The organism is Xylanibacter caecicola (assembly GCF_013166515.1).
In the GTDB taxonomy this organism is placed as follows: Bacteria; Bacteroidota; Bacteroidia; order Bacteroidales; family Bacteroidaceae; genus Prevotella; species Prevotella caecicola.
The window spans coordinates 61,916-79,841 of sequence record NZ_JABKKJ010000010.1 but is presented as its reverse complement, the minus strand read 5'-3'; the positions used below and the strand labels follow the sequence as shown (position 1 = coordinate 79,841).

The window sequence follows — 17,926 nt, the reverse complement described above, 5'->3', positions numbered from 1 at the left end:
AATTAGAAATACAAATAATTATGAATACAATAAGAGAACTGGTAAATCAGGGAATAAAAGTATTACAGCGAATGAAGATTAATTATAATTCCACAATAGGGCCTAATACTATGCAACTAATAAATATCTCTAAGCAATTAATACCAAACCTACAAAAAGAGCAGCCGGAAATCGCAGATATTTTAAATAATGCCCTTTCTACCATTAATTTTAATGGATTCATTTCAGCATATTCCTTCGGAGATATCAGAACTTGTTATCGGATTTTAGCAAGCCTTTATAACCACCCTAAAAAGATATTCATAAGCCATTCCTCTGAAGATAAAGATATCGTAAATGGATTTGTTAAGGAAATTCTAATGTTGGGATGTAAATTTGAGAGAACAGATATTTTTTGTACCTTAGATCATTCTGCGATTCGTACTGGTGAGGATTTTAGAAATGAGATTGTCAAAAACATGAAAGGTTGCGACTTCATTTTATGTATGATTTCTGAGAATTATAAAAGAAGTGAGGTGTGTACCAATGAGATGGGTGCCGCATGGGCAATGGACGGAAAGCGCATTCTTCCTTTTAAGTTCCCCAATCTCCCCTTCGATGATATGGGATTTCTTAATGTTGTCAAACAGGGTGCAGACATAACAGACAAGTCAAAATTAGATGAATTATATACTGAACTATGTGCGTTTTATGGTTTGTCTCCAGATTGGATAAATTATAATCAACGAACCGCAGATTTCATCCAATTGGTAAATAGTAAAACTGGATGTAAATGAAACAAGCACAAGTCTATAATTGAAAATATTATCACTCGCTATTGTCCTAGTTTTAATAGGACAATAGCGAGTTCATATCATTCTTTCAATTGTCCAATAGTTTGCCTAATGATATAGGCAACTGATGTCATATTACTTCTGACCGCAGAGAGTGCAGATGAAAGACTTGAGGCAGAAACAAACCGTGAGCCGTCCTTGGATTGTAGAAATTTGCCTCTGTCAAGAACTGATTGCCAGCGGAATTGGATAAACGAATTTTCGAGAAGCGCATCGAAAAGGATGGCCACATGGCGTAGATTGTTCACCCGGATATGAAAGCCCTCCTTGCAGGAAAAGAGAGCCTCCATATCCTCGATGCGGAGCATAGAAACGCAAAACAGATGATAAGTATTGGCACAAGACACAATACCTGTCATCTGTTCTTGAGTGAAGTTGCAGCCGAAAGAAAGCGGTGGGGCTTTTACTAAACCATCGTTACGATGCACGATTGGTGTCGGCAATGGTTCCGCCCTGTCATACTGTCTTCGCAGCTCCACACACTCCTCGAAAGAGAAATCTGATGCGGTAAAAAGAGGTTGGATAAGGTGGGTGCATTCTGTCAGCAGTCCTTTGACGATGTGAATGTTCATTTCGTGGCAGTTCCGGCAAACGGCACTATCGCAGTTGATGTACCGGTGACTGTTGATGAAGTCATCCACATAGCGGTTGTACCGTTTGCCATCCACAATCACATTTTGGAGATAAAGTTCTCTCGCTTCGGAGAGTAACTCGAATAGTTCTTTCGCTACATCCTGTTCGGTAGCAAAGTGGGTCAGGTGTTGCTTCCCTTCAAAAAAAGAGAAGACTTTTTAATTTGTTCTTTCATGTCAACTTATTTATGAATTTATATGCCTTATAATCAATAGAAAGCAAACAAGACGCAGGTCTTTGTTTTCATTTTTTTCGGCGTGTTTTCAAGGTTTGTTTTTACCCAAAATTTTATTCTTAGGATTTCGGATTACCTCTTCGTGATGAAAATAATCACTGAATAAAATGTCGTTATCATGACAGTAGGCGATGATTTCATTTTCCATTTCCGTCAGTGGCGTTTTGTCGCCTTGTATATATATCCGCTCGTATAGTGGATAGGAATCGGGATAATGTCCCTGAACATATTGCATGATAACGTTTTTATAGCCTCCGCGCAGGTTCAGGTCTTCGAACCAATATTCACTGACGAAACTACGGCTGGTTTCTATAATCGCTTTCCAGTCCGTGACCCCTATAAAAATCGGTGACATGAACAGTATGGTATAGATTCCGTTCTCGTGAAGTGTCCGAAGTGTTTCCAATCGCTCCCGCACCGTACTCGCCCTATCCATGTTCCGGCGGAAATTCTCATCCAGCGTATTGACAGACAATGCCACACTCAAACGCTTCATCTTTTTGAGTAAATCCAAATCACGGAGTATCAATTTGTTTTTGGTAGCGATTTGCAGATAGCAATCCACATCTACCAATTGCTCCAAGATGGAGTGCGTGATACCGTATTTTACCTCATACGGATTGTAACAATCCGTCACGGTTCCCATAAAGACATTTTTCTCAGTTATTTGAGAACCGTTTATTGTATGTCTTGCCCGTTTGATGTCGATGAAATCGCCCCACGATTCGGAATGCCCCGTGAAGCGTTTCATAAATGACGCATAGCAATATTTGCAGGCATGGGGACAGCCCACGTAAGGGTTGATGGCAAACTGACCGATTTTGGATTTGGTCAGATAGCTTTCGACCGTTTTTTCCGCTACAATTATTTTTTCCATTACATAGTTTCAGATGATGAAGCTCTTTTGATTTCCTTCTTTGATAATATCGGTAGGGTTCACGTGTCCTATCAAGAGCGGAGATGCCGGATCGTGGAGTTTGTAGTTCTCCATTGCCAACTCCGGTTTCTTGTTGGCATAACAATATCTGCAACCGTTCAGGCACGTGTTGTATGCTCCGATGTCGCGTGTAGGCATACAACTGCATCCGATGCGGGTTCCCTTGTGCGCCATATTTTTGAACCGACATCCTAACGCATTTCCAAGATTGGCGGTAGTCATACAACCTGAAACGGCTATTCCGTATCGGATGTAATTCTCCGATGTCCCGCAGGTTTGCAGGTGCAATCCATATTTCCGGGCGATTGCGCCCATTCCCTCTGCCAGCTTTTCCTTGTCCCTATCTGTCAGCGGAATCAGTTCCGGCATATTGTATTCGAGCCTTTTGTATATTTCCACGAAACTGAATACGCAGAAGTTCACAAACGGCGCAAGGCGTGAAGCCATGTAATCGAACATTTTCAGATGGTAATCCACCGTATATTTTTCGGTCAGCAGTACTGGATCGTAACGCCATGCAACGCGTTTACTCCCGACTTTAGCCGAGAGTTCGACAAGCGTGCCGATACTCCGGTCGATGTCCGGTACGTTCGGTTCCACGTCTTTGCCGTATGCCGTGATGGTATAGTGGCAAAATACGTTGAAACGGTCGGTAATCCGATGAAACTCCGGCAGAATCAGGCGGTAGTTTTTGGAGCAGAACACCACGCAATCCACTACCGAAGGGTCGAGCGTGTATTTTGTAATGTGATTCGGGAACAGCGGGTTGCGCGAATAGACATATCCCTCCTCGAATCGGTTCAACAGCCAATCGCTGTAATAATTGACGGTATCTGTCCGCCCTCCTGTATTTATAATCATGTCTTATGCAATATTAAATTTTTCATCTCTTCCTTTTTCTTGCTCTTTGTAACCAAATAAACACCGGCAAATACCAAAGCCGCCGACAACAGTTTCTGTATCGAGAGTATGTCCTGCCCGACAGCAATGGTGATTACGGAAGCGACAATGGGCTGCACATAATTGTACATGCTGACCGTAGTGGGACGGATGTGTTTCAATGCCATCGGGATAAGCATGAACGCAACAAACGTGGCTCCGAACAGCAGATAAAGAAGTGCGCACAGTTGCGTCATGTCAAAAGTTTCCCGATGGAATATGGGGACGTGCTGCACGTGTGGGAGACAGAACGGAGCGAGTGCCAATGCAGAGAACAGAAACATCCATTTCATCATCGTAACGGACGAGTAGCGTCGGGACAAAGGTTTGGACAAGACCAGATAGACGGAATACATCAACTGGTTCAGGAGCATCAACGTATCTCCCCAAAGGCTGGCGGTTCCATTGGAAGTATGTGCGGAGCTGAATACGAGCAACACTCCTCCGCTTACGCCAAGAAATACGCCGAATGACTTTTTTGCCGTAATAGGCTCTTTGAGGACGGCGGCAGCCAACAGTAATACGCAAATAGGCACTGCGGTAGCAATAATGGAGGCATCGACAGGCGAAGAACTTTTCAACCCGACGACAAACAGCCATTGGTTGATACCCACACCGCACAAGGCGCAGAAGAAAAGGGTTCTCAAATCTTTCGGCAGGACTTTTTCTTTCGGCATGAAGAGGGATACGAACCAAAACATCATGCAGGCGAAAATCGCCCGCATAATGGTAATTGCTTCCGGTGGTACATCCGAGGTCAGCAGGTATTTGAATACCGGCATACTGACACCGAACAGGATATTTGCCAACAATATCAGAATATGTCCTTTCATGTTGCTGTGTTACCAGAGGTTCGTATGTATCCGCTCCTCGACGTTGATTTCTTTCTGTTTGGGCAGGAAAGCATTTTCTGTGGGATACCCCATCGTCAGCAGACAGGTGAACTCGTAGTCTTCGGGAGCACCGACAATCTCCTTGATTTTTTCCGCTTCGTCGGCAACGGGAATGTGGAACACGGTTCCCAATCCTTCGGCAGTGGCGGCGAGTAGCATATTTTCCAACGAGCACCATGCAGAAGCGAAGTAGTTGAGCGAGCTTTGCTCTTTGGGTTGTAGCAGCGGACTTTGTTTCTGGCGGAAGAATGGCAGGATCAGCAGACCGCTCTGCATCAGCATACGCTGTTGCTTGGGCAGGGCATCGGCAAACATATCCATCTTATCCTTGTCGCCCGATTCATCCACTTCATGCACCAAATTTTTGAACGCTTCCATGTTTTTGGCAAGCGGCTCTATCACTTTGGCAATATTCTCACGCCCACGCACCACGATGAATTCAAGTTGGCGCAGGTGATCGTTTGTCGGGGCTTTGAATGCCGCAGCGATTACTCTTTTGAGGATTTCATCACTCACTTTACGGTCGGAGTAGTCGCGGTATGTGCGGCGTTTCTCCAATACTTCATATAATTCCATAACAATACATTTTTAAGTTACATTTCTTGTTTCCGGTTGCAAAGTTACGTCGCCTTATTGTTCTGAATTTGTTTTATCGTTTCATATAATTGTTGTAAATTTGCAATCGCATAAATTAAAGCAATTATTTATGGAAGATACAGCCATACCATACGAACTGCCCGAAGCGGAAAATCATTCGTTTTTCTTCATAGACCAACGTGTGGAGCCGAGCCTCGAAGCTAAGCTGCACCGTCACGATGCGTGGGAATTGTATTATGTCGTTCATGGACAGGGTAACCGAATGGCAGGCGACACATTACAGCCTTTTGCAGCGGGCGATGTGGTGTTGATTCCGCCGTCGATGCTTCATCGCTGGGAATACGCAGCCGACAGTGTGGACGAGGACGGTTGTGTCCGTTATCTGATGGTGGCTTTCAGCCATTCGTTGGTGGAGCGGTGCATGGAAGTATTTCCTGAATTGCGGAACAGACTGGCAGGCGTGATGTTTCCGACTGATGCGTTGAAGTTCGGACCGGAAAGTTCGCGGGTTATCCGTAGAGCGTTATCCGAAATAAACGACATGGACGAACTGGGGCGTTTGAGTGCGATGTTCCGTCTGCTTCCTGTCATTTTTACCTCGTCCGACCATATATTTGCAGGGAAACCTATGCGTATCGAGAAGGACGTTCGGCGTATGCAGCAGATTTGCGTATACGTGATGAAGCATTACGTTCATTCCATTGCGCTGGATGATATTGCGGCAGAAGTGGGCATGAACCGTTCGGCGTTCTGTTCCTATTTTAAGCGGTGCAAAGGGATGACCTTTTCGCAGTTTGTCACGCAATACCGTCTGAACACGGCTTGCGATTTGCTGAAACATTCGCAAAAAGGAGTGTCGGAAATATGTTATCTTGTAGGCTTCAACGACCTGCCGCATTTCGTGAGGGTGTTTACAAGTACAATGGGAATGTCGCCATCCAAGTATAGAAAGCAATTCAAGGCCGGAAACGGTTGAATACAGTTTGTTCAAAAGCCATTGAAAAAACGCCATCTACTTTTATTCAATCTATTATTCCTCAAATATATGGCTAAAAAACTCTCCATTTCGATATATCCGCATAATGTATTTTGGAATGTAATAGATCTCGTATTGCTTTAATAAATGGTAATCATCAATATATGATTTCCTAAAAACGCAAAATAATTATCTTATAAGAGATATTTTCATCTTTATATCTCTAAATATTTGAATTATGCGTATCTTTGTAGTCACGATAAATTTATGACGCATGAATAAAGATATGAATCGTCTAAAAGTGGTGTTGGCGGAGACAAAACGCACGAATAGATGGTTGGCAGAACAATTGGGAAAGGATCAAGCTACGGTTTCTAAATGGTGTACTAATACTAGTCAACCGAGCCTTGAAACGCTATTCCAAATAGCAGAATGTTTAGGTGTCAAAGTTCAAGATTTGATAAGTAAAGATACCTCTAAAGACCATGAGTAAAATACAAAATATAGATAGCCACATCATTGCAGATATTGCGGAACGTATCGAGCGATTGATTACGAATGCACGAGCAAATGTTGCACAAGTAGTTAATATTACCGAAGTCATCACCAAATATGAAATAGGGCGCATTATTGTAAATGTCGTACAAGAAGGTGAAGAACGTGCAACATACGGTAAACAGTTATTGAAAGGTGTATCAGAGGTATTGACAGAAAGACTTGGCGATGGATGGTCGGTAGAAACCTTGAAAAGATGCCGTAAGTTTTTCACGATATATTCGGTAAAACAGATCGGCGCAACAGTGTTGACCGAATCGTCGGATGGCAATTTGGTCAACACTGTTGACCAAATTCAAAAAACGGTAAAAAGCTCAACAAAATTGACTGGCACATACCCGTTTACGCTTTCTTGGTCTCATTATTTGATGCTAATGCGTATCGAATCCGAAGCAGAACGGAGTTTCTATGAGATCGAATGCCAAAAGCAGAATTGGAGTGTTCGGCAACTGCAAAGACAATATAATTCAAGCCTGTATGAACGATTGGCTCTCAGCAGAGACAAAGAGGCAGTCATGCGTTTGGCACAAGAGGGACAAACTATTAATAATCCTCATGACATCATCAAAAATCCGTTGACATTAGAATTTTTAGGACTTAAATCTGATGTATCATATTCTGAGACCAAGTTGGAAAATGCGATAATAGGAAAGATGCAGAATTTCTTATTAGAACTAGGGAAAGGTTTCCTGTTTGAAGCACGTCAGAAGCGATTTACTTTTGATGAAGAAAATTTCTATGTCGACTTGATTTTCTATAACCGACTTTTACAATGCTATGTGCTGATTGACCTGAAAGTAGATAAACTGGCTCATCAAGATTTGGGACAAATGCAGATGTATGTCAACTACTATGACCGTTATGTCAAACAGGATTTTGAAAAACCAACAATCGGCATTCTACTTTGCAAAGAAAAGAAAGATGCGTTGGTAGAACTTACTCTGCCAAAAGATTCCAATATCTATGCACAGCAATATGCCCTTTACCTTCCTGATAAGCAGTTGCTACGAGCAAAATTGAGAGAGTGGATAGAGGAGCAGGATGAATAAATTTATAGTCTTTTCCTATTCGAGAATTTCGACAAAGCAATTAGATGTTAAACGATAAACAAAAAGATTTATTCGAATATGTTTGACCAATCATTTTCAGTTGAGAATTACCTGTCTATCTTTCACGAGGAGAATCGTAAGGGGCATATTGCATTTGATGATATGCCCGAATCTTATAGAGATATTGTCGTGGAGATGAAAATGATGAAAAGTAAGGTCAATGAAATAACAAAAAAGAAAAAGAATAATCGAACAGAAGAAGAGGCAATAGCATTGGAAAGTCTTAAGTCCTTAATAAAAGCCAAACAAGCAGACAGAGATAAAGAATTATATAAAGAATTAAGCGAATATGCTCAAATTGCTAATAATAAAGGATTTGTATTCCCTATAACAAATTATATAGATGATGATAAACAGATCTTTACAATCGATACCTGTCAATGGGAATATTTTTATGCCATTAAGAATCTACAGCGAACACTGAGAGGATTATTTAATGTAAAACAGGCAAATAAACATCAGATTATGTCTAATGTTAAATTGCTTCTGGATACAACAATGCCATTCTATCTTATTCGTACAGATATTACTGGTTTCTTTGAGTCTATTCCGCAACAAACGTTATTGGATAAAATAAATGCCAACAACTTAGTGAACAACAAGACGAAGGGAATGATTAAAGGGATATTATCAGAATATAATAAACAGAAAGACCTCAATAAAGTCAAAACTGATTATGGTGTACCTAGAGGGGTTGGTATAAGTTCGTATCTTTCGGAAATATATATGCATGATATTGATCAGCATATTAAAAATAGAGAAGAGGTTGTATTTTATGCTCGTTATGTGGATGATATTTTGATAATATTAGCTGGACTTCCTAATAATCAACGCATATCGGAATATTATAAGGGCTTAAAGAATCTATTTCAAAACTATGGGTTAGAGCTTAAAAAGAATGACCCTAAAGAAAATAAGTGTAAGCTTATTGATTTCTACAATAGTACAGCTAAACAACAATTTACATATTTAGGCTATAATATTACTATTACCAAAACTAGTAATGTTAGTAATGTGGAATTTGGGATGACAGATAAAAAAGTGGCAAAAATTAAACATAAGATAGATGCAGCCTTTACACATTTTGAACAAACAAGTGCGATAGATATTAAACGGGCCAAAAGAGATTTATTAGACTCGCTTGATTTTATATCAGGTAATTATAGATTAACCAAGTCTAAAGAACGAGTAAAGGCGGGGTTATTCTTTGGAAATGATCTTTTGACAGACTTAAAGAGTTTAGAGGATTTAACTACTTATCTATCTGGCAAGGTCATAATACCGTATGTAAACGTATTAAAGGGGTCAAACGATAGACAAAAATACATAGCATCAATCCAACGAAAGATAAGCAAAATAGACTTTAAACAATGTTGGCGTGACCATATTATGTTTAAATTCAGCCCACAAAGATTGGCAGAAATAAGTGATTGGTTGTCATGAAAAAAAGAAGAAAAATACGTCTAAAATACAAGAAAGAACGTGTGTTGCTATCCGATGTTCTTCCATATGAACTACCTGTAATATTTACTAACCGTTACTTTTATAGATTTCTTGTTAGTAATGGAGTTAAGTTTGACGGTACCGAATTGTCATGGAAAGAAGGCATCAAGAAAGATGCTTTAGCTGTGTTAAATTTTATATTCTCGCCGTATTTAAAAAGAGCTCTAATAACATTAGCAAATAATCGGATTGTATTTAAAGATAAGATAGTAAGTATTCCGTTTTTATATAAGATTAAACATAAGCCACACAAACTCCGTAGACTTGCATTGATCCATCCTGTGAACCAAATGGAAATAGTATCATTCTATGAGAAATATAAGAGCTTGATATTATATTATTGTGGTCAGGATGAGTTTTCATTGCGGCATCCAGAACGAGTGGCTTGCTATTTTTATTATAAAGATAGATTACATCACACATTACTTGGTCAAAAGATGGATAAATTGGAGTTATTCTTCAATGAGTATGAAAATCTCAGAACATACTTTAGTTATAAAGAATACTCTAATATATATAAGTTCTATGAGGATTATAGGTATCAAAATGCAGAAAAACGATTTGAGCATTTGCATAAATTTGATATTCAAAGTTGCTTTGATAGCATATACACCCATTCTATCGCTTGGGCTGTTAGTGGAGGAAAGGAAGAATATAAAAAACATTTTAAGGGGAAAAGTTGGTCTTTCGGAGATGATTGGGATGGTATTATGCAGAGAATGAACTACAATGAAACTAATGGCATTGTTATAGGTCCAGAATTTTCCAGGATATTTGCGGAAATAATACTCCAATATATTGATAAAAAAGTAAAGCAAACACTTTTGAATGCGGGTTATATAAACAACGAACACTATAGTTGTTATAGATATGTTGATGATGTGTTCTTTTATTACAATGATGATAAAGTTCTTGAACGGGCTATGTCTGCTTTTGAGCACTTATTGCATGAATATAAACTGTGCATTAGTAAAGAAAAAAGTATTGATTGGGAAAGACCTTTCATTACACCTATCTCAATGTCTAAAATCAAGATTGACGCACTGTTATCAGACTTTATAAGGATGCGTAAATCTCATCAGTGTATAGAGATGCTGGAAGATGAAATCGCTGGAGATGAGGAAATAGATGATATTGATGATAGAAAAATTGAGGAAGCATTAGAATGTAAAGACTTTGTTTACATCAATTCTAAAGAGGTTAATAGATCGTTCAAATCATTAATGGTAGAAAATGATGTAAAAAGCAAAGATATTATGAACTATACTCTTGCCGTAATCTCTACAAAGCTTGAGTCTCTTTTAAAGAAATTTGATAAAAATTTTTATATATTAAGCAAAGCCGTTACACAGCAGAAACGCAAAGACGAATGTCAAAAGAAAATTCACCAAATGGAGAAAATGTTGCATCAATATCTTGATGGTATGATAAATGTAATATTCTTTTTGTATTCTGACTGCAAACGAGTGAATACTACTCTTAAAATGATGAACATATTAAACAATATGATTATCTATTTGGGGAGTAATTATAAAGAGAAAGATGGTAAGATTATCAAAAGATTCTCGTCCACATTGAAAGATGAAATCTTCAAAAAGATACAAAATGAGATAACGATAGTATTAAAAACAACTTCATTTGATATTAATGCACAAATAGAGACATTATACTTTTTAATAACTTTGAAATCTATGCCAAGACATTATGGTATAGATTCTAACTCTCTAAATAACTATTTATCTGGTAGAGGGAATGATAAATTTGATACATCCAAACTCAATGCTCTCTCAATCATTATTCTAATGTATTATTATGGCAACACAAAAGCATTTGTAAACGACAAAAAATATCTAATAGAAGGAATAAACAATAAATATAAATCTGTAAATTTGCCCGATAAAAGGAAAGATGCTGAATTGATAATTCTTGCTTTAGACTTATTAGCATGCCCGTATATAACCCATAACGATAGAAAAGTTATGTGTAAGGCTTTGCAAATAGATGAAGCTAAACAAACTTTGATAGAACGGTATTTTCATAAACATAAATTTATGTTTACAAAATGGACTAATGTTGATTTAACAAAAGAATTAGGCGCGAAAGTTTCGCAGGAAGTGTACACTTGATGCGGATTTCGGAAACAATGTAGTAGCAAGGCTCGCAATAACTTCACACACATAGCTCTGCATACGACCTTAATAGGTTTTGCCTAAAAGAATGAAATCTCGTGAGTCGGATTTCATTCTTTTTATATGGCACTATCCAAAGTTTTGTGTAAATGATGAATACGGGATTCAGCAATGAGTTCCGTATTTTTATTATTTCTAACTTTGCAAAATGCCGAAGAAAATGACAGTAAAGAATCAAGCAGTGCCCGATGAATTTCTGAGTAAAGAATTTCTGAGCCAATTTAAAACAGAAGCCGATGTAAGCAAGTTCCTCAAACAGCTCCATGCACAAGTATTGGAGAAGATGCTTGAGGGTGAAATGGATGTTCACTTAGGTTATGCAAAGAACTCCGTAAGTGGCAACAACAGTGGCAACTCGCGTAACGGCAAATATCCCAAGAAGATCCAGACCGAACACGGTGAATCCGTCATCTCTGTTCCCCGTGACCGTAACGGCGAGTTAGATCCTATAGTCGTCCCCAAACATGAGAGCCGTGGCTTATCCATCGAAAAACTCGTCATCTCACTCTATGCCAAAGGAATGAGTGTGTCAGACATCGAGGAAGAGATGCGAGAGATTTATGAAATCGAACTTTCCACTTCTGCCATATCCGTTATCACCAACAAGGTAAACCAGGCGGCACTGGAGTGGCAGAACCGTCCTCTTGACCCTGTATATCTGATAGTATGGATGGACGGTATCGTTTTCAAGGTACGTGACAACGGAAAGATTATCAACAAGACGGTGTACCTTTGTGTCGGACTTAAACAGAACGGTTTGAAGGAAGTCTTGGGTATGTGGGTAGGCAAAACGGAAAGTTCCGCTTTCTGGATGGGTGTCCTTACCGACCTGAAGGCACGTGGAGTACTATTACCTGCACGGACAATCTGAACGGATTTACCGACACCATACGTGGCGTGTTCCCTCAATCCTCCACACAAATCTGCGTTGTGCATCAAATCAGAAACTCCTGCAAATACGTCGTTTACAAGGACAAGAAGGAGTTTACCGCTGACATGAAGAATATCTACAACGCACCCAACAAGGAAGCTGCTGCCCTTGAACTGGACAATCTGGAAAAGAAATGGGGAGGGAAATATCCTTATGCCATACTTTCATGGAGAAATAACTGGGATGACCTGACCGTGTTTTTCCAATTCCCTTTGGAAATCAGGAAAATAATCTACACTACCAATCTCATTGAAAATCTGAACGGGAAAATCAGAAAGTACACGAAATCAAAACTTTCCTTTCCTTCTGATGATGCCGTGAAGAAAACGGTCTATCTGTCTCTGATGGAGATTGAGAAGAAATGGACGATGCCTATTTCTAATTGGGGATTGATTATGAATCAATTTATGCTTATATTTGAGCACAGAATTCAGATATAAGGGAATATATACCTGAATCCTGTTTTCTCATTTACACAAAATTGTGGACACTGCCTTTTATATCAAGCAATGATACTAACTACTATTTTCTTGATAAATTAAGAATCATTATCAAGATTCCACCTGCATAACATGCCATATTATTGTCCAACGGTTATCTTAAATTTGTTGAGTTTGCATATGAAAGAATGCCGAGGTCGTTCACTTACTCAGTTCAATGAAAGAGTATATGTTGTCATAACATCCATACCCCCCCGAAGAACACGCTATTAGTGCTTTATCGGAAGATTACGAAATCTAACATGGGGGTTATGTTATCTTTTTCTACACATAGTTTGTTTTTGAGAATTGCGTACAACCTGGACTGCGTATGATAGACATCTGCGCCTATATGCCTTTTCATCTTCATCCGGTCTTCGTCCATCCCAAGGCAGATCGGATGTAGATCCACCGCCACCAGAAGAAATAGGTACTGGTTGCCCTCCGATAAGTGCATCGGCAACGGCAAAAATTAAATTGCGAACTGATGGTATTGCCAACTGTTCAAGTAACGTATTCAGTTCGGATTCCAATTCTTGATTGATGCCGGAAAGAGATTGGTTCTCTCTTTTCAGTTGATAAAACTCGCCATAATCTGTCAACACATTGAGCTGGGCTGCTTCGACTTGCCGTGCCGCATCATTTCTGTATAGGGATTCTATCTTGCGGACAATCTCGGTAAACTGTTTGGCGATATGCTGGTTCTGACGTTCAACCCACTTATCCGTACCAAACAAGGGAACTTTCTCGGTAATTCGAGGTGGCGTGAAATCCACTTTGTGATTGCGGAACGACTTGACAACCGAACGTGCTTTTGCCGCATCAGCGGTCAGTCGCTCCAATTCCTGCTCCTTTGCGTGTAGTTTGTCTGCCTTGTCTTCAAGTTTGGCCTGATATTCGGCAATGAGTTTCTGTATATCCGCTTTCTGTTCTTCATATCTGTCAAGTGTAATCCTGCCGGAAGCCAACTCCTTTTCAGCCTTTTCAAGTTGCAGCTTATAACTAAAAACCTTTGATTCCAGATTCCGTATCATGGATTGAAGCCCCTTGACCGCTATCTCAGCCTGTTTCGCCTCTTTGGCCAACTTGCGAATATAATCGCGCTTGTGAAGATGTTGCACATTGCGTCCGTCAATACTGTCCCCACGTTCAAGGCCGTATTTGCTACCAACATCTTCATACAAAGAAGTGTGCATATCTTTTAAAATCTTTCCATACTCAAATCGGTCTTTCCCGAACTTTGCCGACCACATCACACATTCACGACCGCTTTTGGGGCGAATACCTACCGGAACAATCAAGGCATGTATATGCGGGCTGCTCTCGTCAAGGTGTACCTGAAATCCTACAATGTTTTCCTGTCCGTATCTTCGGACACACCAATCATAAACGTCTTTCGCCCAATTTTCGATTTCCTCGCAACGACGCAGATGACTGTTGTCCGCACCTTTCTCCAAATTGATATTTTGGTTTCCGAACGCCATTTCAAGTGTCCGGTCATGATTTCCTCCAAAGACGAATTTCGCACAACAGTTCGGCTGGATTTTACTGTCCGGTTTGAACGGCTTCCAATCCAAAGCGGCCAACCGTTCCTGTAAACGTACTTCGAGTGACTTCTCCTGATAACCCAACGGATGGATTTTACCGTCAGGACCGATCTCGAAATTCAGTTTCATTCTGGTCTTGTCGTAGTGGTTGGTCGAATCCTGATTCTTTCTGTCAATCTTGTCATCATTCCAACGCCGTTCGTTCTCGTTAGCCTCTGCCGTACTGAATGATTTGCAGGCGTCAACATGCATGGCCTGTTTTCTATCTACTGTCATAACGAATGTTCTTTTGATAAATAATTGATATTTGTTTTGAGCTTGCTCACTCCGATTCAGATTCTGCCGGATTCAGACTGGACTTTATTGCTGTCAGACAAAAAGTCCTTATTGCGTTATGGACTTTCCTGTAAACTCCATAAGCAAGCCTTCAGATTACTCCGCCAGTGCCAGATCCAATTCGTCAATAAGCAACTGCAACGCAGGATTGCGTTCCACCATCCTTGCAAGAATCATTTGCGGTGTGTCTTCCATCAGAAGTAAATCTGCAATGTCCAACCCTGCTTCGTGCTGTTCATCGGTAGCCATCGTTTCCAACAGGTCGGAACAAGTGGCACGCTTGCAAATGGAGTGAAGCATCGCTGTCTTACGTTTCCATTCCTCTGTTGCTTTCAGGTCGGGGAACAAAATCACCTCACGCCCACACAACACCTGCATGGCTTTGCTGTTGAAACATCCGTGCATTCCTCCGGTGGCTAACCAAATGAAATCGGGAATAAAGAGAGCGGCAATCAAGGCTGTCTTCTCGCTTTCAACAATGGCAATGGTCTTTATGGATTGCTCGGCAGAGTTGCCAGACAGCATATGCTCACCGAACAGGCATTGCTTCATATGGAAGTCATGAATTTTCTTTACCGAATGTACCCAGCTGACTTGACTGAACGGTTCTTTAATCCGATGCCCGGTTTCGGGGTCGTACCCCATAATCTTGCCAGCACGTACATTGCCGTGGATGTCAATCTGCCAGAACACGGTTGCCCCATTCCACATTTTGGAAGTGCCGATCTTGTAAAGATCGAACAGCCTGTCAGTCTTCTCCTTGCCTGCCACTTTGGTTAGGTATCGGTATAACGGGTTGATGTCAAACTTCTGCATGGACTGGCTAACCCAATCAGAGGGAAGATAAGAAGTCTGTGGTGCAGAACTAGATAATGGCTTCGCTATTGGCTTGACGGCTCTTGATGGGGTGTCGCTTCTGTTGTTTTGTTCAATCATGGTTTCTTTGATGGTTGGATTATCCTGAAAATACTTCTTCGGGGTATAATGGTAGCCACAGCTGTTGATATGATCACATTTGCCCACATGGTTAGGGAATGTAATTTGCGCATTCCCGTCAACATATCGGGTAAAACAGGACTTTCTGCCGCACTTTGGGCAAACTGTTTTACTGCCCGGTCTGTATTTTTGAAGATGGAATCTGTACTCACTCATAATGCTTTCGTTTTTGATTACTGCAAATCCGAAAGACCATTTGCAGTCTGCAGTCCTTGCAGCTTTGCAGGAAAACATCGTTTTCAGAGCCCCCAACTGCAAGACTGAAGAAACTGCAAGCTGCAACGCGGGGTCATTCATTGCAGTTTTGGGTTGATGGTTCATTTTCGTTTATGGAATATTTACCGGATTCATACACCATTTTCTCGTAATGCCCGGCTTTGGACTTTTTCAAGAGCCTGCTGTGACACAACTCCCTGAGATAGTTCATCACCGTGCGCTTGCTGATGTTCTGCAGTTCCTTACCGACCGCTATGGCCGTTTTCGTATCGAAGGTATCGGGTAACAACGACAACAATACTTTGGGAGGCTCTTCACAGGTATTGTCTGCCACGAAGGAACGGATGCGTATGTATGAATCCTCGAAATAGTCATTCAGCCGGATAGCGGCTTTCACCGACACCGGATCCACAAACTGCAGGTGGCTTTCATCGGAAGCATACCGCAGGACTTGGATAATCAGAGCCAACCGTGCCACATGAGACGGATGTTTCATCTCCCGGCTATCAACGTCGGCATCATCCTCTATCCGATTGATACGTTCCACTTTTTCGTTCCACCAGGAGAAGAAATACTCTTTGGCTTCACTGTTCATGGAAAGCACATGGGCAGCGTGTTCTTCCATTCCGTCTCCTTCCGTTTCTGTATCATAATCCAAAGCAAGCACCTTGTCCAGTATCTTTTCCCAACGTTTTGCAGCCAAAGAGGTCTTTTCTCCGTCATCATCCCGGTTTGTCCATTTTGATACTTCCCTGGATTTGGGAAGCACGAACAGGATACGGTCAAGCAGTCCGTTTTCCTCGAATCCTTTTTTGAGAAGTTCGTGAATACGTTTGGTCTGTGCAGTTCCGATGATGTTGATGCACGGGCGTTCTATATGTACAGGAGTGGAATTGCTTACCCTTATTACATCCAAGGCTCCGCCACTCCATGCGGTCAGCAATTGCTCTATGAGCTGCCCGTTCGTGTAGCGGTTGGCGGAATTGAACATGCCCATGATCTCATCCACCAAAATGGCAACGCTTCGAGGATTGCTGTTATGTGTCTGTAGAAGCGATTCGGGTGTGAAGTCGGATACGATAGTACGGTGAAGAACAGGTTTCTTTCCGTTTTCTCCTGCCGCTTTCCATGCTTCCACTTCTGCCTCATACGCCTTGAAAAGGGCATAGTCATGTTTACGGATTGGACGGTATGCGGCTTCTAGCGGTGGGGTCTTGCCTAGTCCGGGACGGCCCACCAGAATGATGTACAGTGCGCTGTTACTCTGCCAGTCGCTTTTGATGCGGATACGGTAAGTACCGCCCAAGGCTGTCGATGCTGCCGACAGCATGGACGTCGCAATGAACTCAATCATGTAGTTCTCGTATTTGGTCATGTCAAGTATAACGGACTGTACGGCCTGAGGGAATGCGTCCAAAGGAAAACCTGTGTCTTCGGTATGCTCCGCCTCCATGCGGATTCGGTTGCACAGTTCAAGCCGGCTGTTTTTCATGTCAGCCATTTTTCCTCTTGCAATAGGATGTTACACTTTCGGACTTGCCCCCTGTCTGCACGCGGCGTACATCGGACTTGGCATACATGTTCTTGTTGCCTACCTTGACAGGCACGAGGTAGCCGCGCTTCGCCCACAGGTTGAGCGTGCCTTCGCATACGTCCAGCAGTTCCCGGACTTGCTTCGTGTTGAGATAGACTTCTTCCGCTTCACGCTGCATTACTGCCTTCTGCTCTTCCTGCTGTGCCAGGATGGTACGCTGTACGATGGATTCGGCAAACATCTTGAGGTCCGAGGGAGTAATTTCCAGTTTTACATTAGCTCCCTGTTCGACCAGAGTTTCTATGGTAATCATAAATGTCAGTTTTGAAATTTATCACGACCATCTGTAAAAGTTCCCTGATGCCTCACTCCCGATGGCTTGTAAAAGAGAAGCACCGCCAACCTTCGGGGAAAGGATTGACGGTGCAAAAGTATGTATGAATTAAAACTAATTGATATATAATACTTTGTCTTAAATCGTCATGACA

At 41.3% G+C, this 17,926-nt stretch carries 15 protein-coding genes and 1 pseudogene; 7 read left to right on the top strand and 9 right to left on the bottom strand.

The genetic code is table 11. From position 1 onward, the window contains the following. Positions 1-20: 20 nt before the first annotated feature. Positions 21-776, top strand: a complete 756-nt coding sequence (locus HPS54_RS07535) for a toll/interleukin-1 receptor domain-containing protein (RefSeq protein WP_172344830.1) — start codon at positions 21-23, stop codon at positions 774-776. Positions 777-853: 77 nt separating this feature from the next. Here HPS54_RS07535 and HPS54_RS07530 read toward each other — a convergent pair whose 3' ends face one another. The 5 genes from HPS54_RS07530 to HPS54_RS07510 form a co-directional block, all read right to left on the bottom strand. Beyond that, positions 854-1,591, bottom strand: coding sequence for a hypothetical protein (locus HPS54_RS07530; protein WP_172344842.1), 738 nt, complete (start codon positions 1,589-1,591; stop codon positions 854-856). A gap of 138 nt (positions 1,592-1,729) precedes the next feature. Continuing rightward, the gene (locus HPS54_RS07525; protein WP_172344829.1) at positions 1,730-2,578 is read right to left on the bottom strand and encodes a radical SAM protein; all 849 of its coding nucleotides are present in this window, start codon (positions 2,576-2,578) and stop codon (positions 1,730-1,732) included. A 9-nt stretch (positions 2,579-2,587) separates the two neighbouring features. After that, a complete protein-coding gene (locus HPS54_RS07520; protein ID WP_172344828.1) occupies positions 2,588-3,499 on the bottom strand; it encodes a DUF1848 domain-containing protein in 912 nt (303 codons plus the stop codon). Further along, a complete protein-coding gene (locus HPS54_RS07515; RefSeq protein ID WP_172344827.1) occupies positions 3,496-4,410 on the bottom strand; it encodes a DMT family transporter in 915 nt (304 codons plus the stop codon). The genes HPS54_RS07520 and HPS54_RS07515 overlap by 4 nt, the downstream gene beginning before the upstream one ends. Positions 4,411-4,419: 9 nt before the next feature. Beyond that, on the bottom strand, positions 4,420-5,046 hold the full coding sequence (locus HPS54_RS07510) for a nitroreductase family protein (RefSeq protein ID WP_172344826.1): 627 nt from the start codon (positions 5,044-5,046) through the stop codon (positions 4,420-4,422). Positions 5,047-5,176: 130 nt separating this feature from the next. Between HPS54_RS07510 and HPS54_RS07505 the strand changes: the two genes are divergently transcribed. The 6 genes and pseudogenes from HPS54_RS07505 (at position 5,177) to HPS54_RS07480 (ending at position 12,770) form a co-directional block, all read left to right on the top strand. After that, positions 5,177-6,043: an AraC family transcriptional regulator gene (locus HPS54_RS07505; protein ID WP_172344825.1), complete on the top strand. Its 867-nt coding sequence runs from the start codon at positions 5,177-5,179 to the stop codon at positions 6,041-6,043. Positions 6,044-6,317: 274 nt separating this feature from the next. Continuing rightward, the gene (locus HPS54_RS07500; RefSeq protein WP_172344824.1) at positions 6,318-6,536 is read left to right on the top strand and encodes a helix-turn-helix transcriptional regulator; all 219 of its coding nucleotides are present in this window, start codon (positions 6,318-6,320) and stop codon (positions 6,534-6,536) included. Beyond that, the gene (locus HPS54_RS07495; RefSeq protein ID WP_172344823.1) at positions 6,529-7,647 is read left to right on the top strand and encodes a PDDEXK nuclease domain-containing protein; all 1,119 of its coding nucleotides are present in this window, start codon (positions 6,529-6,531) and stop codon (positions 7,645-7,647) included. The genes HPS54_RS07500 and HPS54_RS07495 overlap by 8 nt, the downstream gene beginning before the upstream one ends. Before the next feature lie 78 nt (positions 7,648-7,725). Beyond that, entirely contained in the window at positions 7,726-9,150 is a 1,425-nt protein-coding gene (drt3a, locus tag HPS54_RS07490; RefSeq protein ID WP_172344822.1) for an antiviral reverse transcriptase Drt3a, read from the top strand. Then, positions 9,147-11,336 carry an antiviral reverse transcriptase Drt3b gene (gene drt3b / locus HPS54_RS07485; protein ID WP_172344821.1) on the top strand — a complete coding sequence of 730 codons (2,190 nt, stop codon included), beginning with the start codon at positions 9,147-9,149 and terminating at the stop codon, positions 11,334-11,336. Before drt3a ends, drt3b begins: the two co-directional genes overlap by 4 nt. A 223-nt stretch (positions 11,337-11,559) precedes the next feature. Next, positions 11,560-12,770 (top strand): annotated as a pseudogene (locus HPS54_RS07480) (IS256 family transposase). Between the two features lie 314 nt (positions 12,771-13,084). Here the strand turns inward: HPS54_RS07480 and mobV are convergent. From mobV to HPS54_RS07460, 4 genes are all read right to left on the bottom strand, one after another. Continuing rightward, positions 13,085-14,632, bottom strand: coding sequence for a MobV family relaxase (gene mobV, locus HPS54_RS07475; RefSeq protein WP_172344820.1), 1,548 nt, complete (start codon positions 14,630-14,632; stop codon positions 13,085-13,087). A gap of 156 nt (positions 14,633-14,788) precedes the next feature. Next, positions 14,789-15,844 (bottom strand): DUF6371 domain-containing protein, encoded by a 1,056-nt coding sequence (locus tag HPS54_RS07470; protein ID WP_172344841.1) that lies wholly within the window; start codon positions 15,842-15,844, stop codon positions 14,789-14,791. Between the two features lie 133 nt (positions 15,845-15,977). Then, positions 15,978-17,405, bottom strand: a complete 1,428-nt coding sequence (locus tag HPS54_RS07465; RefSeq protein WP_172344819.1) for a DUF3987 domain-containing protein — start codon at positions 17,403-17,405, stop codon at positions 15,978-15,980. Next, entirely contained in the window at positions 17,398-17,751 is a 354-nt protein-coding gene (locus HPS54_RS07460) for a helix-turn-helix domain-containing protein (protein ID WP_014298420.1), read from the bottom strand. The genes HPS54_RS07465 and HPS54_RS07460 overlap by 8 nt, the downstream gene beginning before the upstream one ends. Positions 17,752-17,926 lie beyond the last annotated feature (175 nt).

Coding starts and splice junctions, on each gene's coding strand:
- drt3b (WP_172344821.1), top strand. CDS start 9,147: ATGAAAAAAAGAAGAAAAATACGTCTAAAATACAAGAAAGAACGTGTG.
- HPS54_RS07520 (WP_172344828.1), bottom strand. CDS start 3,499: ATGATTATAAATACAGGAGGGCGGACAGATACCGTCAATTATTACAGC.
- HPS54_RS07505 (WP_172344825.1), top strand. CDS start 5,177: ATGGAAGATACAGCCATACCATACGAACTGCCCGAAGCGGAAAATCAT.
- HPS54_RS07525 (WP_172344829.1), bottom strand. CDS start 2,578: ATGGAAAAAATAATTGTAGCGGAAAAAACGGTCGAAAGCTATCTGACC.
- drt3a (WP_172344822.1), top strand. CDS start 7,726: ATGTTTGACCAATCATTTTCAGTTGAGAATTACCTGTCTATCTTTCAC.
- mobV (WP_172344820.1), bottom strand. CDS start 14,632: ATGACAGTAGATAGAAAACAGGCCATGCATGTTGACGCCTGCAAATCA.
- HPS54_RS07470 (WP_172344841.1), bottom strand. CDS start 15,844: ATGAGTGAGTACAGATTCCATCTTCAAAAATACAGACCGGGCAGTAAA.
- HPS54_RS07500 (WP_172344824.1), top strand. CDS start 6,318: ATGAATAAAGATATGAATCGTCTAAAAGTGGTGTTGGCGGAGACAAAA.
- HPS54_RS07460 (WP_014298420.1), bottom strand. CDS start 17,751: ATGATTACCATAGAAACTCTGGTCGAACAGGGAGCTAATGTAAAACTG.
- HPS54_RS07465 (WP_172344819.1), bottom strand. CDS start 17,405: ATGGCTGACATGAAAAACAGCCGGCTTGAACTGTGCAACCGAATCCGC.
- HPS54_RS07495 (WP_172344823.1), top strand. CDS start 6,529: ATGAGTAAAATACAAAATATAGATAGCCACATCATTGCAGATATTGCG.
- HPS54_RS07515 (WP_172344827.1), bottom strand. CDS start 4,410: ATGAAAGGACATATTCTGATATTGTTGGCAAATATCCTGTTCGGTGTC.
- HPS54_RS07535 (WP_172344830.1), top strand. CDS start 21: ATGAATACAATAAGAGAACTGGTAAATCAGGGAATAAAAGTATTACAG.
- HPS54_RS07510 (WP_172344826.1), bottom strand. CDS start 5,046: ATGGAATTATATGAAGTATTGGAGAAACGCCGCACATACCGCGACTAC.